We start from the raw sequence: 22,587 nt of genomic DNA on the forward strand, positions 1-22,587 counted from the left end.
TGATTAAATTCAAAAAATCCACCTTTTTTTGGGTGGATTTTTTGTGGCATGATGCTAAGCGAGTATCTTTTTAATGCTTTTAATCATTTCAATCGTTTTTTTTAATCGGCTAAAATGTGGGGGTTGATTCATAAAGTGTCAAACTGTCCTTGGCACAGCTTGATGAATTCATGCCCAAATTTACGAATCTCACTGTCATCACGCACCGCAATCCAGCTGGTAAATCGGCCAAAATGCGTCATTGGAATGGCGACTAGGTCTGGATAATGCTTGGGTTCGTATGCCATTTCAGCGATAATACCAATGCCCAAACCTGATGATACATAAGTGCTGATCACATCTGAGTCAAGTGCTGCAAGTACAATATCAGGTCTAAGTCCTGCTTTGGCAAAGACATCATCAATTGCACCACGCCCTGTGAAGCCACCATGATAGGTAACAATTGGATAGCTTGCCAAAGTTGGTAGGTCCACAGCATCAGTGATGCCTGAGAGTTCAGCAAGTTCATGATTTTTTGGTATGATGACGACATGAGACCAATCGTAATAGCGATGACAGCGTAATACATCATTATTTAATAGCGACTCGGTGGCAATACCAATGTCTGCTTGACCACGAATCACCATCTGTGCGATGGTCTCTGGGTCAGCTTGTTGCAACACAAGATTGACTTTGGGGAATTTTTCACGAAATGCTTTGACGATGCTGGGCAAAACATATCTTGCTTGGGTGTGTGTGGTGGCGACTGTGAGTGTCCCTGCGGCAGAGTTATTAAAATCAAGGCTTAGATTTTCAATTGTGCGAATCTCTGCAAAAATTGCTTCAATATGCGGTAGTAGTGCCTTGCCAATTGGTGTCAGTCCTGTTAGACGCTTGCCTTGACGGGTAAAAACATCGGCTTTTAGTTGATTTTCTAAAGCAGCGATTTGCTTGGATAGGCTCGATTGACTGGTGTGCAGTAGGGTGGCGGCTTGGCTGAGATTATAACCATTAACCACTGTATGCCATACGGTTTCAAGTTGTTTGAGCTGGATTTGTAAGTGTCGTTGATTGATGACGATATCTATTGCCATAAAAATGTCCAAAATATGCGTGAGTAAAAATAATTAGATTTGTAGATAATATTCAAAAATAAGGGTTAAAAATCGCAATCATGCTAGATTGACCTATTATAAAAGCGACTTTAAAAAATGAAACCAGCAAAGTAATCAAAAGTATATTCTAAATTTGCATATTGTTTTTTTTACACATTATACCGAACTTGTCATTAATTGATGATGAAAAGTTGCAAATTTCTTTGCAAATAGATTAAATTTGTTCTAATATTGTGTACTTATTTCGTTTTGTCGTTTAGATTATTATGATTGATGCAACACGCAACTCATCTTGGGCAGTTTTTAAAGAAGCTTATCTGACTAAAAATGCTCTGATCATGCTCATGCTCGGCTTTTCAGCAGGATTGCCGTATTTTTTGGTGTTTTCTACGCTTGGCATTTGGCTTAGAGAAGCTCAGATTGACAAAAGTACGGTAACCATGTTTGCTTGGGCGGGGCTTGCATATTCTTTTAAGTTTTTATGGTCGCCTTTGGTAGATGGGCTGTCTATTCCATTTTTGAAAAATTATTTGGGCAAACGACGCAGTTGGTTGGTACTGATGCAGTGCTGTGTCATCACGGCGATTGTATTGATGGCATTTACAAGCCCTGTGGCAAGTCAGATGAATTCTTTGGAAATGATGGCATTGTTTGCTGTGTTGCTTGCATTTTCTTCGGCATCTCAGGATATTGTGATTGATGCGTATCGTATTGAGATTGTACCAAAGTCAATGCAGACAGCATTTTCAGCATTATATGTGTTTGGCTATCGCTTAGGATTGATCATCTCAGGTGCAGGAGCGTTATATCTGGCGACTTATTTTGGCTCGTCAGAAGAATTGTATCAATATGATGCGTGGAAAAATACTTATTTGGTCATGGCTCTTGTGATGGGTGTAGGCGTGATGGCAACACTGACTGCCAGCGAGCCAAATAGTGAGATTTTGACACCAAAAAAACAATCGCTGAATGATAAGGTCATGGGTATTTATGCCGCTCTTGCACTCATTCCGATGGCACTGTATGGCATTTGGTATTTGCTGAATCAAATCTCGGTGCGTATTTTGGAAATGGCAAATAGCCCCTTTGTCATTTCTGATACAGTGGCAAACACTGCCAGCTGGTATGGTGTAGCCATGCTCATTCCCGCACCAATCATCTTGATTTTTCTTCTTTTAAACCAGCCAAAAATCAAGATGATTGCTCTAAATACCAATGATGATACGCTAAACAGCCGACAACATGGTAAAGATAGCCTGCGTTTGGTGTTGATGTTTATTTTGTCAATGCTTGGTTTTATTTTTGCATTTCGTGCGATTGGCGATGTGATGATTGCTGATGTTAAGCATTCAAATCTGGTTGGATTTTTGCTTGAAAGCGTGCGATTTGTTGGTAGTTCGGTGATGGCAATCGTGGTGGCGACGGCACTGATTAAATTGGGTGTGGTTAAAAAAGAAATTGCTGTGCGGTATTGGGCTGAGCCGATTTTAGATTTTTTTAGAACCTATGGCAAAAAAGCCGCCTTAATTCTTGCTCTGATCGGCGTGTATCGCATTTCAGACATTGTTGCAGGCAACATCGCTAATATATTTTATCAGGATTTGGGGTTTACTAAGGTGCAAATCGCTGACGCCAGTAAATTGGTCGGTTTGACGATGAGTATTTTGGGTGGATTTTTGGGTGGGTTCATCGCTCAAAAAATGCGAATCATCGCCGCCATGATGATTGGTGCTATTTTGGCGGCAGCAACCAATTTACTGTTCATTTTGTTGTTTAATAATCCGACCGCAGGTATGCTGTATATGGCGGTGGTTTTTGATAATTTGGCAGGTGGCTTGGCAAGTGCGGTGTTTGTGGCATTTTTATCGGTACTGACATCAATTCGTTTTACAGCGGTTCAATATGCTTTATTTTCATCTCTTATGACCTTATCGCCAAAGATTTTAGGCGGTTATTCTGGCAGTATTGTTGAGGCGACAAGCTACCCAACTTTCTTTTTGATCACTTGTGTCATGGGTGTTCCTGTGCTATTTTTGGTGTATTTGGTGGGTAGATATATTGACCTGGGCGATGGCAAATTTAGTGTAAAAAACTGAACAAATTGGAATGAAATTTTGACCGTTTTTGAGATAAAAGATACATATAGAAATGGTATTTTGCCACGCCATTGGTGGCAGGCTTGGTTGTGTTTTGTGCTTGATAAGCCGACCAGTTTTTTGATTACTGATGATAATTATGTGCTGACAGAAGCAGAGTTGTCATGCTTTGATGATGGCATTGCTAAGATGCTAAGTGGTGTGCCACTTGCGTATTTGATGGGCGAGCAGGAGTTTTTTGGGCGTATATTTAAGGTTAATGAACATACGCTGATTCCAAGACCTGATACAGAACGGCTTATTGAAGAGGTGTTGGGCTGGGCTGGGTCTCATGACTTACAAATGGGCAAGTTGCTGGACTTGGGTACAGGAACAGGCTGTATTGCCATCACGCTTGCCAAGGCATTACCAAATTATCAAATAACAGCATTAGATATTTCGCAAGATGCGTTGTTGGTTGCGATAGAAAATGCTAAAAATTTATCTGTGGATAATTGTACTTTTTTGCAGTCAAATTGGTATGAAAATGTTCATGAAAAATTTGACATCATTGTTGCCAATCCACCTTATATTGCCAAAGATGATGAGCATTTGACGGCTTTGATGGCAGAGCCAATGACTGCATTGGTGGCAGAAGATGATGGTTTGATGGATATTAAGCACATCATCAGTGGTGCAAGAGAGCATCTTAATGCTGGTGGATTGCTTGCCATCGAGCATGGCTACGACCAAGGAAGAAAGGTCTGGGCGATTTTTGATGAGTATGGCTATCAGTCGTTGCGATCGGTGCAAGATTACGGTGGCAATGACAGGCTGACTATGGGGGTATATGGTGGCTAATTCGTTTACTGATGAAGAGTTGTTACGCTATTCTCGGCAAATTTTATTAGATGACTGGGACATGAACGCACAGTTAAATTTAAAAAATAGTACTGTGTTGATGGTGGGTATCGGTGGTCTTGGCTGTCCCATCTGTCAAATACTGGTGCGTGCTGGCGTGGGGCGGCTACATTTGGTAGATTTTGATGTGGTAGATGAAAGCAACTTGCAACGCCAAATGCTTTTTACCAGCCTTGATGTTGGCCTATCCAAGGCCAAAACCGCCTGTGAAAAACTGCGTACACATAATGAGCTGGTGCAGGTTGATTATACCGACACCAAGCTGACCCATGATAATATTATGGACTTTATGACAAAAATTTCCCCCAGTCTTGTGATTGACTGTACTGATAATTTTGCTATTCGGGATTTGTTGAACAAATCATGCCGTGCGATGAATGTGCCGTTGTTGTCTAATTCTGCAATTGGTGAAGTGGGGCAGATTGCCTTATTCACAAGTGATACTGGCTGTTATCAATGTTTGTTTGGTGTTGATATGGGTGATGAGACGACTTGTGCTACATCTGGCGTGCTGGGCAGTACTGTGGCCGTGATTGGTTCAATGACAACTCAAGTCGCTTTAGATTTTTTAGGTAGGCATCATAACCCAATTGCAAATGAACTTGTGCTTTGGCAAGGGAGGACGATGACTTTGCGTAAGGTAAAATTTAGTAAAGATGAAAATTGTGCCATTTGCCAATTTACGCCAAAAACAATGCCTGATGAAACAATGTCTGATGAATAATACATGAATAACAAAAGTAAAAAAATGAAAACTGCATTCAAAAAATCGCCATTAGTTATGGTCAAGTCGTCCATTGATACAGGGGTTAATGTACTTAAACGCATTCAAAAAACTGCTGGTGTGGCAGGGTTGTCCGCACTCAGGGTTGCCATGGGCGAAAAAATGGACGCACAGCTATTAAAAGAATCTTTTGAGCAAATGGGGGTTACTTATATTAAGCTTGGGCAGTTCATTGCCAGTACGCCGTCTATTTTTCCAAGGGAGTATGTGCTGGCATTTCAAGATTGCCTAGATGCAACCACGCCCATACCATTCACAAAAATATTGTCGGTGCTGCGTGAAGAGCTTGGGCGTGAGCGTGACTTGGGCGATATCTTTGAGCATATTGATCCTAAGCCACTGGCATCGGCAAGCATTGCACAAGTGCATCGGGCGGTACTCATCGGTGGCCGTCAGGTGGCCTTGAAAGTACAAAAACCCAATGTTGCTACGGTCATTCATACGGATTTGAGTGTATTGCACCGTGGATTTTGGCTGGCAGAGAAACTTGTGCCATCAATCAGGGCGGCCAATCTTGCACCAATTTTGGACGAGATTCGTTCAAGAATGCTGATGGAAACCGACTTTGTCGCTGAGAGTTGCCATATTGAAAAGTTTTTAAATTTTTTAAAACAAATGGGTAATACTCAGGTTACCGCGCCTACCGTACATCATGAGCTGACAACCAAGCGGGTTTTGACAATGGATCTACTGCTGGGTAAGTCTTTGGTTGATGAGACTTTGGAGATTGCCAAAGATGATGAAAAATCACACCAGGTGATGAGTGATGTGTTAGATACTTGGTTTTCATCTCTTATGGCGACAGGCGAATTCCATGCGGATTTGCATGCGGGCAATCTGATGATGCTAGATGATGGGCGGATTGCATTTTTGGATTTTGGCTTAGTGGGAAAGATTGAGCCAAAAAGTTTGCAGGCGTGTTTTGTGTTAGTACAAAGCCTGCAAACCAACGATTATCAAGGCATGGCAAGAGCAATGGTAGAAATTGGTATGACGCATGAGCGGGTGGATATTGATGGACTTGGTAAAGATTTGCATCGAATGCTTGGTCAGATTGGCAAAGATAATCGGCCAGAGAGCTTGAATGCGATGATGCTTGAACTGACTGAGATTGGTAAGCGACATGGCATTCATTTTCCTAGAGATTTTGCATTGCTTTTAAAGCAACTGCTGTACTTTGACCGCTTTATGGTAACCCTTGCTCCAGAAATGCAATTGTTGGAAGGTGGTAGACTAAAGATGGTGGGTGGTGAATAAGACTGACTCAATATGGCCAAGCATGATGAGCGGTAAGAAAAACTAAGTGATTGTTATTGTAGATGTTTTCTTGTTTGGCAGATATTTTTTATTGTTAATAAAGAAATGTGCTATAATAAAAAGTTATCTTGTCTTTATTCATAATATTTATCATCAATATGCGAATCCGAAAACTCTTTAAATTTGAGAATGCACACATTGTCCGCAACTGCTCATCTGACCGCTGTAAGTACTCTATCCATGGGCATAGCTACCAAGTAGAGTTGATATTGCAGGCCAACGCTCTTGATAATGGGCACATGGTCTATGATTTTGGATTATTAAAAGGTCATATTAAAGACATTATCGATGGCTTTGACCATGCCATTACTTTGTGGGCAAAAGATGATCCTGAATATGTTCGTGTGTGCAAAGAGTTTTCATCTCGTTGGGTTGTACTGCCTGTCTCTCCATCTGCTGAGCAATTTAGCCGTGTCATATTTTTTTGGGTGAGTGAAATCTTAAAGCAAACTCAGATGAATAATGGCGAGCAGAGTGTATCTGTCTATTCAGTCATTGTTCACGAAACCGCCACAGGCTATGCTCAGTGTTTTTATGAAGATGTGGTTAATCCACAGATGGGTCTGTTGGCTCTTGATGATTTTGAATTTAGTGATGATGTCAAAAAAGAGTGGGGAGATCCTTTGCTATTTGATAAGCTAAAAAGCGGTGAAATATTTACCAACCCAAAAGTTCAATTGCAGGTTATAGATGTTAAGTTGCATGATTAAATAAAAATCTGAGACGATTTAGACAAATCATCAACCTTTAAAAAAATATCACTCAAATTTAAAATGACACAACAATTTATTTTAGCCTCCGAAGCTGACACCGCCCAACTTGCCCAAAAAATTGCAAGCCTTAATCCTATGGGGAGTATTTGGCTATCGGGTGATTTGGGTGCAGGTAAGACCACATTTACTCGTTATCTACTGCAAGCACTTGGACACCAAGGGGTAGTAAAAAGTCCGACCTTTACTCTTGTTGAGTCGTATTTACTGGGCGATAAGCCAATTTATCACTGTGATTTATATCGCCTGCTTGACCCAGAAGAGCTTGAATTGATGGGTTTTTTTGAGTATTTTGATGAGCCAAATTCGCTACTGATTATAGAATGGGCCAGTCGTGCTCAAGCCATTTTGCCAAAGCCTGATGTCTTGATTGATATTAAAAAACTGGACAATGAGAATAGGTTGGTGATCATACAAGGAATAAACCTTGAATAATCTGAATGATTTAATCAAAACTTTGAATCTTGAAAACTTAAATTACAAAAATTTACCCAAAAATTCTGTTGTTTGCCTCATTGCTCCAACCGCCAGTGGAAAAACGGATTTGGCATTCAAGCTGTATGAGACAGGGCGATTTGAGTTGATTTCTGTAGATAGTGCTTTGATTTATCGTGGTATGAATGTCGGTACGGCAAAGCCTACACCAGCAGAATTATCAAGGTTTCCGCATCATTTGGTGGATATCATTGCACCAACTGACACTTATAATGTGGCAACTTTTGTTGCTGATGTTGAGATTTTAATCAACCAGATTCACCAAAACAATAAAATCCCCCTACTTGTTGGGGGTACAATGATGTACTACATGGCACTTTTAGATGGCTTATCGGCCGTGCCTGATACCCAGCCTGCCACTCGTCAAAAAGTGATGGCTTGGCTAAATGATGAGGGTATTGGTGATTTATATGCCTATTTGCAAACTCACGACCCAGACATTTGTGAACGCTTAAAAATAAGCGATACTCAAAGAATCACAAGAGCGGTAGAGGTGTATTTGCAGACAGGTACGCCAATGAGCGTTTGGCAAGCCACACCCAAAACTGCCCCTTGTCATGACCTTAGCCAATTGTGGTTGACGCTGTCGGTAGAGCCAGACAGAGCTTGGTTGCATGAACGGATTGAAAAACGCCTTGATGTCATGTGGGAGAATGGTTTGGTTGAGGAGGTGGTCGCCTTGCTAGAACAATATCCGACCCTCACACCTGATATGCCTTCTATGCGGTGTGTGGGTTATCGGCAGGTGCTAGAATTTTTAGCGATAAAAGAGCATGAGGTCATGCAAATCTCGCCAGCTTGGCAAAGCTTTTCTAAAAACTTACAAAAAGAACCATCAAATACAATCCAAATGGCTTGTCAAGATATGAAAAATAAGGCATTATATGCAACAAGACAGTTAGCAAAGCGTCAATCAACTTGGCAGCGTAGCCTTGCTCGTCTTAATGATGTACATCGCTCATCTTTCATTGCATCATTTTCTAGCATACAAGAAGTAGAAAAACAGTTATTATAAAAAAGCATCTATGTTGATGCGTTAATTTTTTTTAAACTGTAATCTTTCATCAGTTTATTTTTGGAGAATTTTTATGTCAAAAGGACAAAGTCTACAAGACCCATTTTTAAATGCACTACGCAAAGACCGTATTCCTGTATCTATTTTTTTGGTCAATGGCATCAAGCTACAAGGGCAGATTGAATCATTTGACCAATATGTTGTACTGCTTAAGAATACTGTGAGCCAAATGGTGTATAAGCATGCGATTTCTACGGTTGTGCCAACTCGTAATCCACGCACAGATGGCACACCCACATCTGGAGCATCTACAGGTTATCCAAACACGCCCATTGGTGTGATGTCTTCTGGTGGCTATCAAGCTGGTGGTATGTCTGGCGTTACCAATGCTGGCTTTGACCGTTCTGGCAATTTTGGTAGTCGCCCTTTGGGTGGATTTACACGCACACCACCCAATGACAATTTGAATGTTCGTGGTGGTTTTGAGCGTGGTGGTTATCCTCAGGGGAATGCTAACCAAGGCTTTGAGCATCATACAAACACAGGCTTTGAAAGAGGCTTTGATCGCTCGGCATTTGAGGAGCGTGGTTTTGATGGCAAAAACTTTGAAAAAAAGGAGAGTCGTGGTATTGGCGGTGGTTTTGACGAGAAGGTATTTGATAATAAATTTGTCAATCGTGATGGGTTTGATAACCAATAATCTTAACCGATCATCACGCCAATCCCTAAAAAACCTTGATGATTCAATATACCAATCATGCCAAAAGTTAGATGTCTAAACCTAATAATCTGGTTTTTGGAGCATGATTCATGAATTTAATGGCTGTTTATTTCTTATTTCATCGTTTTTTTGGTTTTAAAATTTTTTTTATTTTTACTTATTTGTTTTTTACTTGATTTTACCCAGTAAAGGCCTTATATTAACTAAAGTAGCCACAAGCTACTATTTGTACTAGTACGCACTATATAACTCATTTATTTAAAAAATCAAAAGGAAAATACCATCATGGCATTTACATTACCAGAATTAGGCTACGCCTATGACGCACTAGAACCGCATTTTGATAAACAAACCATGGAAATCCACCACAGCAAGCACCATCAGGCTTATGTGAATAACGCTAATGCTGCACTTGAGGGCACTCAATGGTCAGATAAATCAGCCGAAGAAGTGATTGCCAATCTTGATAAAATCCCAGCTGACAAACAAACTGCTGTGCGTAACAATGCAGGTGGTCATGCTAACCATAGCCTATTTTGGACAATTTTAAAAACTGGCACACAATTGGGTGGCTCACTAAAAGACGCCATCGTGCGTGATTTTGGTTCGGTAGAGGCATTCCAAGAGCAGTTTGAAAAAGCAGCACAAACTCGCTTTGGTTCTGGTTGGGCATGGCTTGTAAAACAAGGTGATAAACTTGCTGTTGTTTCTACTGCCAATCAAGACAGTCCGTTAATGGGTAAGGCCATTGCAGGCTGTGAGGGTACACCCATCATCGGTCTTGATGTGTGGGAGCATGCCTACTATCTAAAATACCAAAACAAACGCCCAGACTACATCAAAGCATTTTGGTCGGTGGTAAACTGGGATGAGGCACAAAAACGCTTTGACGCTGCTTGATTTTATATTAAGAGTTTAGCGTAACTTTTTTTAGATTTTAATGTTAAAAATCTAAAATTGTTTGTAAAACACTCAAAACTTCATGGTTTTGGGTGTTTTTTTATTGTTGCGATTTAAAAAATTGATGGTTTTTTATAGGTTTTATGACAGCTTTTACAGCTTGCTTTGACTTGCTTAATTTCATCTTTAATGTCATTGATAGAAGTGGTGTGCTGACTGGCTTGGTGCAGGCGTTCAAAAACTTCATCAAATTGATTGGTGGCTTGCTTAAAATCAGTGGGGTTTTGTTGGACCAGTCTATTTACTCGGTTGGCTCGTTCATTTGGTGGGTTATCATTGATATGACCATTGAAATAATGCCACATTTGAGCCTTGCTTTCATTAATGAGTGTGGTTTGTGCGGTCAGCTGTTTTGCATCAAAAGATTCTGGGTGTTTTGCCATGTTTTTGATGATGTCGTATGAATTGCCCCATTGATGCATTAAATCCTGTCGTGCTTTAATGCTGTCTTTGCTGGGCTGTGGTGCGGTATTGTTATTTGGCTGATGGCAAGCCATCAAAATGCCAGTGGTAGAAATGATAAAAACAAAGTGCGGTATAAAATTCATCAAATTTCATTATCCATCAAGGGTGTGCTAAGCCGTGAGCGTTGTGGGCTAATTTTATGAAGTAATTCGCCACTGATGGGCAAAATTTCATCACAAATCATGCCAGCTAAAATTTCTCCACATAATGGTGCAAAAGTAAAGCCTTTGGATCCCATGCCGTATATGGTGTAAATATGTGTATCAATTTTTCCAACAATAGGGTGGTAGTCGGGTGTTTGTGCTCGAATGCCAGCTCGTCCTTTTAGGGCATTTGTTGATAAGTTAAGTTTTTTGGTAATGTGTGGCAAGCTGTGTGTTAATTTACTGATATTAAATTTGTGTTCGTCTACGGTGATGTTGGTGTTGGTGCAGTTGCGTACAAAGCTGGCACCGATCAGAAATTGTTTTGTGTCGCCTTCATCAAACTTGGCACAATAGCCATCATACTTAATGGGGTGATTTGGTAGGCTGTTAAAAGTATCGTCATCAACCGACAGCCATGAGACCTGCCCACGGATTTTGCGTGGATTAAATAGATTGTCGTGCAACATATGACTTTGATGGCCTGATGAAATGATGGCCCTATCTGCCATGAGTTTGTCGTTATCGCCTAATAATATAATGCCATCATCATTGTGTACGATTGATTGCACAGCAAATTTTTGCCATGAAATCAATGGATGGCAAAGTATGGCTTCTGCCAGCTTTTTTGGGTTAATCAAGCCTGCTTGTGGGACAAATGCGTGAATGGCTTGGTTGGGATAAATTGGTTTGATTTCATGAATCAGCTGGTTGGGGTAGGGTGCGATGAGTGTGTGTAATTTGTCATAGCTTTTTTGTGTGGGAAGTAAAAAATCCACCACACCAAGTGGTGCGTACACATCGGCCAGTTGATTAAGTTTGTGATACACCCGTGTTGCGTATAAAAACGACACGGTTGATAGATGGTGTGCTGCTTGTTCAATAAGTGATAATTTAGGGGCGAACATGGCCCTAGGGTTGCCTGATGCACCCGATGGCGGTGTGTTTTTGTCAAGCAAAGTTACCTTTATGCCTCGTTGTGCTAAGGCATATGCACTACACAGCCCTGATACACCTGCACCAATGATGGCAATGTGTGCTAGATTGTTGTTCTTAACATCATCACGGCTGCATATGGTTTGTGCCAACATTTGACCTGTGAGCATTTCACGCTTGTGTCCAAATCCTTTTTTCTTAGCCATGACAAAACCTGCCACCTGCAAGCCACGCCGCACAAACCCTGCCGAAGTGAAAGTGGCCAGTGTGGCATGATCTGCTGACAATTTTTTGATTGTATCAAATAACTCATCTGACCACAGCTCGCTATTTTTACTGGGGGCAAAACCATCTAAAAACCAAGCGTTAACTTTTGGGGTGGGGTTGGGATTTATACTGCGACTTTGATGAATGATCTGAAAACTGGTCAATGCATCACCAAACCACAAATCAAGTACCACATCATTACGCACATAAAGTCGATGACAGCCCTCTAAAGGTAGTGGGTACTGATCAATTAGAGCGTTGATGAATTGAGTGATGTCATCGCCATCTTGATTTCGCCAAGAGTCTAATGCTTTTTGTAGGTCGGATTGTTTTAGGGGGAATTTTTCGGTACTGATAAAATGTAAGCGTGCGGTTTTATTAAGCTTGCCTTGTGTTTTTAGATGATTCCAAAACTTACACAAAGCAAGAAAATTTAGCCCTGTGCCAAAGCCAGTTTCTGCCACAACAAAGACTTCGTTATCATGGAGTTTTGTTAATCGGCTGGGTAAATCATTGCCTTCAATAAAGACATAATGACTTTCATTGAGTCCACCTGCGTGTGAAAAATACACATCATCAAATGTGTCAGAGGTTGGAACGGTGTTACCAAGTTGGTCGGTTTGCCAGTTGATGATGGCGGTTTGAAGTTGGCTCATAATGGGGTGTTTTGATGATTCTACCAGCGACTGCGTTGTCCACGCATGGAGATGAATGTACCAGCCAGCATGCACAAACCAATCGTTATCAGCACTGTCATTGCACCGTACAAATATAGCTGTCCGCTACGCTCATGGGTTAGGACATTGACCTGTGTTGTTAAGTCATTGACACGGCGTTCCAGTTCAGCATTTTTGATGAGTAATTCAGCATTGGCATGAGACAGACTGCCATCATTGGGGGCGGCAATTTCTTCAATGCTTGGTATGCCTACATCTTGTAACTTGGAGGTGTTGGTAGCATTTTGGTTGCTAAGATTTTCCTGTGATACATTTTGTGTTTCTTGTGCTTCTTGAGTTTTTGTGTCCTGAACAGTCATCTTGTCAGTGTCGGTTGGCTGTACAGCCATAGTAGGGGCTGACCAAGCTGGTATGGTAAAAAATGAGCATATTAGTAATAAAAAAAAGGCGAATCTTTGCATCATGAGTCCATTTTTGGCAAGGCTTGAATGAAGGGCTTAATGTCTACATGGCTATACACGCCACCATGTAGGTAGGGCTCGTCATTCACCCATGCCTGCGCTTGTGCCAAATCGTCAAAATGTGCGATGATCAGACTGCCACTCATTGTAGGTTCGTTGTGTGCAATTGGTGTTGGCCCTGCAATGACAAGACGATTTTGGGCGTGTAGAGCATTCAGACGCTCAATGTGTGCAGGGCGAATCTCGGTGCGTTTTGAGGTGCTGTCGGCGACATCGTGTCCAATGATGGCAAATAAAGGCATGATTTTCTCCTTGAGCTGTGATTATAAAATGAACAGGGTGTAAAACTTGATTTTATTTCTTTGCTTCGTCTAGGCGAATGTTTTTTCTGAGTGCGTAAAACATACCCATCATAAAAATTATCATCACAATCATATCACCAAAAGCGGTAAATTCACCCCAATATTTTCCGTTCATCAATACAAAAGCGAAAAAGGCGTGCAAACTTGCCATCAGTCCAAAAAAACCTACCCATGACCAATGTAATTTTTGCCAGCCACTTGCTGATAATTCAAAAACAGGTGAGAAAAATTTTTGAATGGCAGACTCTTTATTCTTTAAAAATAGTGGTGATGATGCCAAACCAACAGCAAAACCTAGGTTGATTAACACAGCTTTTAGACGAATATAAAAATCATCTCGTAATGCTAAGGTCAGTCCACCAAAAATAATCGTCATCAATAGTACAAAAATTTGCTGTTTTTCTAGGCGAAATCTTTGATTGATGAACAAAAACCCATACACCATGAGTGTTGCAAGACTAAGCCCCAAGGTTGCAACGATGATGTGGTTATTCGTTGTTGCACCAGTTAGACCAAAAAGGTCAAGCAATGGGTGATTGGGATTGGTTTCACCTGTGGTTTTGTACAGATAAAAAAAGACAATCAGTGGAATATAGTCAAGTATGGCTTTCATGAATTGGCAGACAATAAAAAACACATAGTTTAAAATAAAATGAATAAAAATAAAACCAAAATTTTTAAAATGACCATCAAAAACAAAAAATAGCCCAATTTTGAGCTATTTTTTTATGATGGATCAAAAAGTTATTTCTCATTCCAGCGTTTTTGGCTTTCAATAATGACCGCTTTTGCTTCATCAACATCAAAAAATCCCTCAACCTTAGTGGTGCCAGCTTTTTTCAAATCTTTATAATGGTTGAAATGAAATTCTAGCTGTTTGATGAATTGTTTTGGTAGGTCTGCCAATGAGTGATAGGCATTGCCATTATTACGATCATCTGCTGGCACAACGATGATTTTATCGTCCACTTCACCATCGTCTACAAACTTCATGACACCAATAACTCTGGCTTTTAAGAAAATGCCAGTAGTCAAAGGCTGTTCGGTTAGAATTAGGGCGTCTAGCTCATCACCGTCTTCGTCTAGAGTTTGGGGGATAAAGCCATAGTTGCAGGGTTTGGCAAAAGCAATTGGTTCAACACGGTCAAGCTCAAAGCATGCCAATTTACGATTCCACTCAATTTTATGGTTTGAGCCTGCTGGTATTTCCACAACAACATTGATGATACCGCCATCTACATCGCCTGCGTCCAAAATTTGGTTAAAATCTGCCATAATGTGCTCCAATTTAAGTAGACTGCTTGTAAAATCGGTCGTCTTGTTTGTGGTAAGCGTGTTGTACCATAAAAAGCTGGCTCTTTGATGAGATACAAACAGACGGCTTTTGGTTTTTTTTATGATTTTACAAGAGCTTTGGTGAATGAATTTAAAAAAAACCGCACCATTGTAATATTAAATCTTGCGAAGTGCAATCGTTCCTTGATGCCTGCTGTAAATATTTTGAACAAATTTTTGAATGAATGCGTGCGTATCGTCAGCGGTAAATTTGCCAAAACTGGATAATTTCACCATATTCATACCAGCATAGCCACAAGGATTGATGGCGTTAAAGGCGGTTAAATCATTGGTTAAATTTATCGCAACACCATGATAGCTATGTCCTTGCTTGATTTTGAAGCCCAAAGATGCAATTTTGCCAAGCATATCGCCTGCGTGATTATAGACATATACTCCAGGGGCATCTCGACGAGCTTTGGCAGTCAAGTTGCTTGGCAGATATTCATGTACAACATCTTCAATCGCTTGCTCGGCATGACTGACCAAATCTCTTACACCCATGCCAAGCTGGTGCAAATCCCATAACCAATAAACCACAAGCTGTCCTTTGCCATGCCAAGTAACCTGACCGCCTCGGTCGGTCTTGATGATGGGCGTGTCTGTTTTATGTAAGATATGTTCTTCTTTACCTGCTTGGCCGAGTGTATAGACATCTTGATGTTCTACAATCCACAGCTCATTGGGTGTGAGCTTGCCATTTTTTTTGTCATCAATGCGTGCTAAAACTTGCGATAGCATTGCGTCATGTGTGGCGTTATACTCAGCATCATTGCAAATAAAAATACGCAAATCGTTCCATTGCTCTTGGATATCTAGTGTGGACAAATTTAAGGAAGTGATGGGTGTTGTCATGATGATGAACTGCTGTAATAAGAGTAATAAAGAAATGCTTTATTGTACCCTTAAATTGAGAATTTTTTAAGTTGTTTGTTGGGATTTTGTTAAATTGCCAGCAAATTGCCATACGGTTTTTAGAATTTTAGGCAATTTTTTAAGAAAAGTTTTTATAGCTTTCAGCATTTGAGTGGCATTATTTTGTAACATTTTTCCAAAGACGATGCAAAAATTGTTATTTTTCGGTATGATAGAGCAACCTTATTGTGATAATTTGGACAAAAAAATCATGCAAACCACGCCCATTATTACTTCATTGCTTGATAATGATTTGTATAAGTTTACCATGCTTCAAGCGATGCTGCACCAATTTCCGCAGACGCATGGCGTGTACCGATTTCGCTGTCGCAACAATGAAGAGACGGCCTACCCCCTTGCTTGGATTAAGGACGATTTAGAAACACAACTGGATTATTTGTGTGAGCTTCAATTTTCTCAAGATGAGCTCAGCTATCTGCGTGGATTGAGATTTATTAAATCTGATTTTGTTGATTATTTAGAATTATTCAAGCTAAAACGCCGTTTTATTAAAGTATCGGTTGATGGTGATGATCACCTAAATATTGATATTGAAGGCCCAATGATTCAGGCAATGTTTTTTGAGATTTTTGTTTTAAGTATCATCAATGAGCTTTACTATGTGCGTTTGCACAATGATGATGTTTTGCAAGAGGGTCAAAGGCGTCTTTGTGAAAAAGTGCAAACACTCCAGCACTACGAAATGCTTCAACGCTCAGATTTGACAAACCCACCCTTTGCGGTGGCGGATTTTGGTACGCGTCGCCGTTATTCTAAAGACTGGCATTATCATGTGGTGCGTATATTAACCAAAGCTTCGCCTGAAATTTTTCGTGGCACAAGCAATGTGTATTTGGCCAAAGAGTTGGGCATTACACCGATTGGCACGATGGCACATGAATTCATGCAGGCTTTTCAGGCATTGGATGTACGACTAAGAGACAGTCAAAAGGCAGCTCTTGAAAGCTGGGTGCGTGAATATCGTGGTGATTTGGGTATTGCCTTGACTGATGTTGTGGGTATGGACGCTTTTTTAAAAGACTTTGATTTATATTTTGCCAAACTTTTTGATGGTTTGCGTCATGATTCTGGAGATCCGTACGAGTGGGGGGATAAAGCGGTTGCTCATTATGAAATGCTAAAAATTGACCCTAAAACCAAGAGTTTGACTTTTAGTGATGGCTTGACGCTAAAAAAGGCTTGGAGCTTACATCAATATTTTAAAGAACGCATCAAGACAGGCTTTGGCATTGGCACAAATTTAACCAATGATATGGGGTTGACGCAGTTAAATATTGTCTTAAAATTGGTGCAATGCAATGGTCAACCAGTCGCTAAGTTATCTGACAGTCCAGGCAAAACGATGATTGATGATGATACTTATTTGGCATATCTAAGACAAGTATTTGATATCAAGGATTGATGCTAAAAACCTAAGAATTGTTGTATTTCAATAAAAGGCGTATCTTAAATGCGTCTTCAATCATTACAATCACCAATCATCATTGCTTTGATGGGTTTTGAGAATTGGTTCATTCATCAAGCTTGTCATCAAAGGCTTGTGCCAATGCTTTTTCTACTGCCAAAATCCGTTCTTGGCAGACCTTATAAGCGGTAATAGATTCTTCAATGGTCTTCACCAAATTATCAATGTCCAGCTCTTCTGTCTGTTCTAGATTTTCACTATTGGTTTTTAATATGTGATAAGCGTCTTTGAATGTGGTTGGTTTTTTTGCCATTGTATTCTCTTACTTTTTTTGTAATCATTAATAAAAATTTAGAATGCTATTGTAATCGATCATGAGCATTTTGTTAAGAGGGCTGATGAAATGGGTTGATAAACGCACATTAAGCTAATAAGCTCAGATGTGCATTTTGTTGATGAAGGCGGTGCTTATTTTTACTATTTACTCATCATCTACCAATATCCAAGCACCAATATTTGGTTACGATGTACTCGTCTATGCCGTATTTTGACCCTTCACGCCCAAAACCAGAATCTTTTATGCCACCAAATGGAGCAACTTCTGTAGAAAGCATGCCTGTATTTTGGGCGACCATGCCGTATTCAAGCTGTTCGGTAACTCGCCATGCACGCGCGTGGTTTTGAGTGTAAAAGTATGCCGCCAGACCGTAGGGTGTGTTGTTTGCTTGTCTGATGACATCGTCTTCGTCATCAAAAGGGTAAATGGCTGAAATGGGTGCAAAAATTTCTTCGTGGGCGATGCGCATATCATTTGTAATGTCTGTAACAACGGTTGGCAAAAAGCAAGAATTGTATTTGGCATGGCGTGCACCACCTGTAATGAGTGTAGCACCTTTATCCAGTGCATCTTGCAATAATTCTTGGGTTTTTTTGATTGCAGCATCGTTGATAAGACAGCTGATGTCTGGGTCATCAAGCCCATTACCCACCGTAAGATTATTGACTTTGGCTGTGAATTTATCCAAAAATTCATCAAAGATATTGCGTTGTACATAAATTCGGTTTGCACAGACACAAGTTTGCCCTGCGTTGCGATATTTTGATGACAACGCACCATCAATGGCTTTATCAAGGTTGGCATCATCAAAAATGATGAACGGTGCATTTCCGCCCAGTTCAAGCGATAATTTTTTCAAGGTGCTGGCGGATTGCTCCATCAGTAGCTTACCAACCCGAGTTGAGCCTGTGAAAGAAAGTTTTTTGATGCGTTTGTCGGTTGTCAATACACCGCCTACAATCTGCGACTCTCCTGTAACAATTTGTAGTACACCTTTGGGAATGCCTGCCTGCTTGGCCAGTTCACCTAGGGCAAGTGCAGAAAAAGGTGTCTGACTGTCTGGGCGTACGAGCATGGTACAGCCTGCTGCCAGTGCTGGTCAACTTTGCGTGTCAGCATTGCGGCTGGAAAATTCCACGGTGTGATGGACGCACATACACCAATCGGCTGTTTTAGGACGATGTGGCGTAGGTTGTTGGCTTTGGCAAAAATAGTGTCGCCATAAATGCGTTTGCCTTCTTCGGCAAACCAGCGTATGAAGCTATTGGCGTAGGTGATTTCGCTTTTTGATTCTTTTAATGGTTTGCCTTGTTCGGTAGTCATGATGATGGCTAAATCATCAATATGTTCATCAATCAAATTTGCCCATTTGTGTAAAATTTCACCACGCTCATGTGCTGTTTTGCTTGCCCAGATTTTTTGGGCATCTTGGGTAAATCCGATTGCATCTTTGATTTCATCAGCAGATAGATTGGCAATCACGCCAATTTTTTTGCCATCAAACGGATTGAATACATCTATTGTTTCACCAGAGTTGGCACATTGCCATTCATTATTGATGAAAGCGGCTTGACGAAATAAAGCGGAATTTTTTAGTTTCATGTTTCTTCCTAAATTTACTTTTTAAAGTTGTGATTTAATCTTGATTTCATCTGTGGAAGGGCTTTACTTATTGACTTATTTTTACTACTTATTTACTTCTACTGATGAATGATTAAAATGATTAAGGTGATATGGCAAGACATCATAAGAATGATAAAACAAAAACAATGAAAAAAGCCATTGTTAATTAATGAAGTAATTAAGTATAAACCAAACGCATGATAAAGGTAGGTGTAAAAAGTAAATATTGACCGCAAATTGTAACAGCAGTGCTTAATTATTTTACGATGTGTAACTTTTGTGTTATTATGGTGTTAAGTTGTGTCTATTGGGTACAAAAAGTGGCATGACTTAATAAAAAATTTGAGATTGGCTTAGACTTGTAAAGTCATGGAAGCTGCTCTATCTGAGTTTATTTCATGGCTATTTTTTAAAAGGAACTTCATATGGTTCAATCAACTCAAAACAACGAGACAGATTTTGCTCTTAGGACTGATTATCAAAATAATGATGACCAGGTACCACCTTCAGGAAAAGTGCGTTCTGATGTGGTCAGAGGCTTGGTCATCACGGTGATTGCTGCGATCATCTCTTATTTCTTGGCGACAAGCATTTTACCATTTGATGCTTTGGCAAATAAAGGTCTGGCACTGGCGACTTTTATCGGTATTTTATGGTTAACAGAGGCCATCCATATCACAGCAACGGCCATTCTTGTGCCAGTATTGGCGATTTTTATTGGCATTCCAGAATTTGACACCAAAAAAGCCCTCGTATCATTTGCTGACCCTATTATTTTTGTGTTTTTTGGTGGGTTTGCATTGGCAGCAGCTTTGCATGTGCAAAAACTTGACCGCAAGATTGCGTTTGGTATTGTCAGTCTTGCTGGTGGGCATTTGGGTTGGGCGATTACGCTGATTTTTGTGGCAACTGGCTTTTTGTCCATGTGGATTAGTAATACCGCCACTGCGGCGATGATGTTACCTTTGGCGGTAGGTTTATTGAGTCATGTTGATGGCAAAAAAGACCGCAATACTTTCATCTTCGTTTTACTTGGTATTGCTTATTCAGCATCTATCGGTGGCATTGGTGCACTTGTTGGGTCGCCACCAAATGGTATTGCTGCCAAGGAGTTGGGGCTTGATTTTATTGGTTGGATGAAGTTTGGTGCACCTGTCATGTTGGTCATGTTGCCCACACTGCTGATTGTCATGTATTTTGTGTTACGACCAAATTTAAATCAAAAGGTTAGCTTGGTTCAAGAGAATATTCCTTGGACGCTACCACGCGTAATGACCATTGTGGTGTTTGTCATCACAGCATTATGCTGGATTTTTGGCAAACAGCTGGGTGCAACCTTTGGTTTTAAATCACCAGATACAGTCATCGCTTTATCTGCAGCAGTAGCGGTATTGCTTTTTGGTCTGGTCAGCTGGAAACAAATATCTGATAATACCGACTGGGGTGTGCTCATGTTGTTTGGTGGCGGTATTGCACTATCGAACATCATGAAGGATACAGGAGCATCAGCTGTTTTGGCTGAACAAATCTCAAACGGTTTGTCTGGTACCTCTGCATTTGTGGTCATTCTTGTGGTATCAACATTCATCATTTTCTTGACTGAATTTACCAGTAATACTGCCTCAGCGGCATTATTAGTACCTTTGTTTGCCCCTATTGGTGCGGCACTAGGACTGTCTGATCAAGTATTGGTGCTGGTGATTGGCATTGGTGCGTCGTGTGCGTTTATGATGCCTGTTGCTACGCCACCAAATGCCATTGTTATGGGTACGGGTCATGTCAGACAAAAAGACATGATGAAGGTGGGTTTTGTATTAAATTTGGTTGCAATCATGATTGTAACTTTGATGGCTTATCTGTTTTGGTAAAATGTCATCTTAAATTTTTTTAGTTGGCGGTCTTATGACTTTTTCAATCATTCTTTTGGTCATCAAGCCTGCATCTTAATATGTGGATATAAAAAAACACGCTGACATCAAGTCGGCGTGTTTTTTTATTAACAATGGCTAAATTTATTGTAATTTTATGTAATATTTTGCTATAAAATGTGATAAAAAAGCAGATTTTTTTGGCAGAAGTGCTACCATGCACCAGCATAATTCGTAGCGAACCACTGCTTCCACTCCCTTATTGTGTTTTTGTTTGATTTTGAGTGGTTGGTTTGCTTATTTGCTTATTTGCTTATTTGCTTTTTTGTCTTGGTGATTGGGTGCTTTTAATGTTGATGTTATTAAAAAGATTGGTCATATTGTCTTTTTGGTCCATGATGTTGGCGATGATGCCTATCTTCGCGTATTCTGAGAGTCTATATTCAAATCATATTCACGAGGGGTATGATGAAATGGCATTTGCCGAAACTCGCACCAAGGCATTGCGTATGCTTCAAGAGCATGGCTATCAAGTGCGTAATATTGAGTTGCAACCTCGCATGAATGCTTTTATTTTAAATATCTATGCCTTAAAAAATGGCGTACACTATGTGCTGATACTGAGCTATCCTGAACTTAGGATTATTCAAGAAGCTCGCATACAAGAAGCTCGTATAGATGCTTGATTGATTTTGTTGATGATTAAGATGGTTGCAGATTGTCAAGTTTACAATGAGTTTAAGGTTTTAAAACAAGTGCAAATTAAAAAATCAAATTAAGTCATGACTGGAAATAAAATTATCAAAAGTAGTCAAAATGTGATAGAATTATAAAAATATCTATGAACTTTTCAAGTTGGATTGATTCATCAAATTTGAGGTTGTTATGTCTGATAAAAATCCAAAATTTTCTCGCATTTTATTAAAATTATCTGGTGAAGCCCTAGCGGGTGGTCGTGACATGGGCATTGATGCATCTATTTTAGACCAAATGAGCCTCTCTATTGCACATTTACGAGGTTTGGGCGTGCAGGTGGGCATTGTTGTTGGTGGTGGCAACTTGTATCGTGGCTCAACCCTGCAAAAAGAGGGTCTGGTTGGCCGTGTTACTGGTGATCAAATGGGTATGCTTGCTACGGTTATGAATGGTCTTGCCATGCGTGATGCTCTTGTACGCCGTAATATTACAACGCGTCTGATGTCGGCTGTTGCCATTTCAACCATTGGTGAACCATATTCTAGTCGTGATGCCATTCGCCATTTAAGTAATGGAGAAGTGTGTATCTTTGTTGCTGGTACAGGCAATCCTTTTTTCACTACCGATACCGCCGCTTGTTTGCGTGGCATTGAGATTGAAGCTGGGCTGATCTTAAAAGCCACCAAGGTTGATGGTGTGTATGATAAAGACCCAAGCATTCATGATGATGCGGTCAAATACGAAAGCCTAACTTTTGATGAAGTGTTAGAAAAAAAACTTGGTGTGATGGACTTGACTGCCATCGCCTTGTGTCGTGAGCACAATGTTCCGTTGCAAGTATTTGACATGAATAAGCCTAATGCGTTGTTAAATGTTGTGATGGGTGAAAAAGAAGGCACGAGAGTTTTTCATTGATTTATATCA

Annotated in this window: 22 protein-coding genes and 1 pseudogene; 13 read left to right on the top strand and 10 right to left on the bottom strand. The window is 40.3% G+C overall.

What is annotated here, in order from left to right:
• Window positions 1-128 precede the first annotated feature (128 nt).
• Window positions 129-1,073 carry a LysR substrate-binding domain-containing protein gene (locus R0123_RS00695; protein ID WP_323842740.1) on the bottom strand — a complete coding sequence of 315 codons (945 nt, stop codon included), beginning with the start codon at window positions 1,071-1,073 and terminating at the stop codon, window positions 129-131.
• A 287-nt stretch (window positions 1,074-1,360) separates the two neighbouring features.
• Between R0123_RS00695 and R0123_RS00700 the strand changes: the two genes are divergently transcribed.
• From R0123_RS00700 to sodA, 9 genes are all read left to right on the top strand, one after another.
• Window positions 1,361-3,190: an AmpG family muropeptide MFS transporter gene (locus R0123_RS00700; protein WP_323842741.1), complete on the top strand. Its 1,830-nt coding sequence runs from the start codon at window positions 1,361-1,363 to the stop codon at window positions 3,188-3,190.
• 18 nt (window positions 3,191-3,208) lie between these two features.
• A complete protein-coding gene (gene prmC, locus R0123_RS00705; RefSeq protein ID WP_323842742.1) occupies window positions 3,209-4,030 on the top strand; it encodes a peptide chain release factor N(5)-glutamine methyltransferase in 822 nt (273 codons plus the stop codon).
• A complete protein-coding gene (locus R0123_RS00710; protein WP_323842628.1) occupies window positions 4,020-4,814 on the top strand; it encodes a HesA/MoeB/ThiF family protein in 795 nt (264 codons plus the stop codon). The genes prmC and R0123_RS00710 overlap by 11 nt, the downstream gene beginning before the upstream one ends.
• Before the next feature lie 24 nt (window positions 4,815-4,838).
• The gene (locus tag R0123_RS00715; RefSeq protein ID WP_323842743.1) at window positions 4,839-6,131 is read left to right on the top strand and encodes an AarF/ABC1/UbiB kinase family protein; all 1,293 of its coding nucleotides are present in this window, start codon (window positions 4,839-4,841) and stop codon (window positions 6,129-6,131) included.
• 158 nt (window positions 6,132-6,289) lie between these two features.
• On the top strand, window positions 6,290-6,901 hold the full coding sequence (locus R0123_RS00720; RefSeq protein ID WP_323842744.1) for a 6-carboxytetrahydropterin synthase: 612 nt from the start codon (window positions 6,290-6,292) through the stop codon (window positions 6,899-6,901).
• 63 nt (window positions 6,902-6,964) lie between these two features.
• Window positions 6,965-7,396, top strand: coding sequence for a tRNA (adenosine(37)-N6)-threonylcarbamoyltransferase complex ATPase subunit type 1 TsaE (gene tsaE / locus R0123_RS00725; RefSeq protein ID WP_323841363.1), 432 nt, complete (start codon window positions 6,965-6,967; stop codon window positions 7,394-7,396).
• Complete coding sequence (miaA, locus tag R0123_RS00730) at window positions 7,389-8,471, top strand: tRNA (adenosine(37)-N6)-dimethylallyltransferase MiaA (protein ID WP_416381677.1); 1,083 nt, start codon at window positions 7,389-7,391, stop codon at window positions 8,469-8,471. The genes tsaE and miaA overlap by 8 nt, the downstream gene beginning before the upstream one ends.
• A 73-nt stretch (window positions 8,472-8,544) precedes the next feature.
• Window positions 8,545-9,171 carry an RNA chaperone Hfq gene (gene hfq / locus R0123_RS00735; RefSeq protein ID WP_323842745.1) on the top strand — a complete coding sequence of 209 codons (627 nt, stop codon included), beginning with the start codon at window positions 8,545-8,547 and terminating at the stop codon, window positions 9,169-9,171.
• Between the two features lie 306 nt (window positions 9,172-9,477).
• Window positions 9,478-10,092 (top strand): superoxide dismutase [Mn], encoded by a 615-nt coding sequence (gene sodA / locus R0123_RS00740; RefSeq protein WP_323842746.1) that lies wholly within the window; start codon window positions 9,478-9,480, stop codon window positions 10,090-10,092.
• Window positions 10,093-10,205: 113 nt separating this feature from the next.
• On the opposite strand, the gene R0123_RS00745 is transcribed toward sodA, so the two are convergent.
• The 7 genes from R0123_RS00745 to lipB all read right to left on the bottom strand — a co-directional run bounded on the left by R0123_RS00745 (window position 10,206) and on the right by lipB (window position 15,539).
• Window positions 10,206-10,700, bottom strand: a complete 495-nt coding sequence (locus R0123_RS00745; RefSeq protein ID WP_323842747.1) for a cytochrome c — start codon at window positions 10,698-10,700, stop codon at window positions 10,206-10,208.
• Window positions 10,700-12,619 (bottom strand): FAD-dependent 5-carboxymethylaminomethyl-2-thiouridine(34) oxidoreductase MnmC, encoded by a 1,920-nt coding sequence (mnmC, locus tag R0123_RS00750; RefSeq protein WP_323842748.1) that lies wholly within the window; start codon window positions 12,617-12,619, stop codon window positions 10,700-10,702. Before mnmC ends, R0123_RS00745 begins: the two co-directional genes overlap by 1 nt.
• Window positions 12,620-12,639: 20 nt before the next feature.
• Complete coding sequence (locus tag R0123_RS00755; RefSeq protein WP_323842749.1) at window positions 12,640-13,029, bottom strand: hypothetical protein; 390 nt, start codon at window positions 13,027-13,029, stop codon at window positions 12,640-12,642.
• 71 nt (window positions 13,030-13,100) lie between these two features.
• Window positions 13,101-13,403, bottom strand: coding sequence for a YciI family protein (locus R0123_RS00760; protein ID WP_323841369.1), 303 nt, complete (start codon window positions 13,401-13,403; stop codon window positions 13,101-13,103).
• A gap of 52 nt (window positions 13,404-13,455) precedes the next feature.
• Window positions 13,456-14,076: an inner membrane-spanning protein YciB gene (locus tag R0123_RS00765; RefSeq protein WP_323842750.1), complete on the bottom strand. Its 621-nt coding sequence runs from the start codon at window positions 14,074-14,076 to the stop codon at window positions 13,456-13,458.
• 131 nt (window positions 14,077-14,207) lie between these two features.
• Window positions 14,208-14,738, bottom strand: coding sequence for an inorganic diphosphatase (locus tag R0123_RS00770; RefSeq protein ID WP_323842751.1), 531 nt, complete (start codon window positions 14,736-14,738; stop codon window positions 14,208-14,210).
• Window positions 14,739-14,915: 177 nt separating this feature from the next.
• Complete coding sequence (gene lipB, locus R0123_RS00775; RefSeq protein ID WP_323843222.1) at window positions 14,916-15,539, bottom strand: lipoyl(octanoyl) transferase LipB; 624 nt, start codon at window positions 15,537-15,539, stop codon at window positions 14,916-14,918.
• Window positions 15,540-15,924: 385 nt separating this feature from the next.
• Here lipB and pncB point away from each other — a divergent pair, with 385 nt between their 5' ends.
• A complete protein-coding gene (gene pncB / locus R0123_RS00780; RefSeq protein ID WP_323841373.1) occupies window positions 15,925-17,136 on the top strand; it encodes a nicotinate phosphoribosyltransferase in 1,212 nt (403 codons plus the stop codon).
• 109 nt (window positions 17,137-17,245) lie between these two features.
• Here pncB and xseB read toward each other — a convergent pair whose 3' ends face one another.
• Both xseB and R0123_RS00790 read right to left on the bottom strand, forming a co-directional pair.
• Complete coding sequence (gene xseB / locus R0123_RS00785; RefSeq protein WP_323841374.1) at window positions 17,246-17,452, bottom strand: exodeoxyribonuclease VII small subunit; 207 nt, start codon at window positions 17,450-17,452, stop codon at window positions 17,246-17,248.
• Window positions 17,453-17,627: 175 nt separating this feature from the next.
• Window positions 17,628-19,078, bottom strand: a pseudogene (locus R0123_RS00790) (NAD-dependent succinate-semialdehyde dehydrogenase).
• Window positions 19,079-19,524: 446 nt separating this feature from the next.
• On the opposite strand from R0123_RS00790, the gene R0123_RS00795 reads away from it, so the two are divergent.
• The 3 genes from R0123_RS00795 to pyrH all read left to right on the top strand — a co-directional run bounded on the left by R0123_RS00795 (window position 19,525) and on the right by pyrH (window position 22,578).
• Window positions 19,525-20,967 carry a DASS family sodium-coupled anion symporter gene (locus tag R0123_RS00795; protein ID WP_323842752.1) on the top strand — a complete coding sequence of 481 codons (1,443 nt, stop codon included), beginning with the start codon at window positions 19,525-19,527 and terminating at the stop codon, window positions 20,965-20,967.
• 407 nt (window positions 20,968-21,374) lie between these two features.
• The gene (locus R0123_RS00800; RefSeq protein WP_323841376.1) at window positions 21,375-21,653 is read left to right on the top strand and encodes a hypothetical protein; all 279 of its coding nucleotides are present in this window, start codon (window positions 21,375-21,377) and stop codon (window positions 21,651-21,653) included.
• A gap of 199 nt (window positions 21,654-21,852) precedes the next feature.
• Window positions 21,853-22,578: a UMP kinase gene (pyrH, locus tag R0123_RS00805; RefSeq protein ID WP_323841377.1), complete on the top strand. Its 726-nt coding sequence runs from the start codon at window positions 21,853-21,855 to the stop codon at window positions 22,576-22,578.
• The last annotated feature ends 9 nt before the right edge of the window (window positions 22,579-22,587 follow it).

The organism is Moraxella sp. Pampa (assembly GCF_035181385.1).
In the GTDB taxonomy this organism is placed as follows: Bacteria; Pseudomonadota; Gammaproteobacteria; order Pseudomonadales; family Moraxellaceae; genus Moraxella.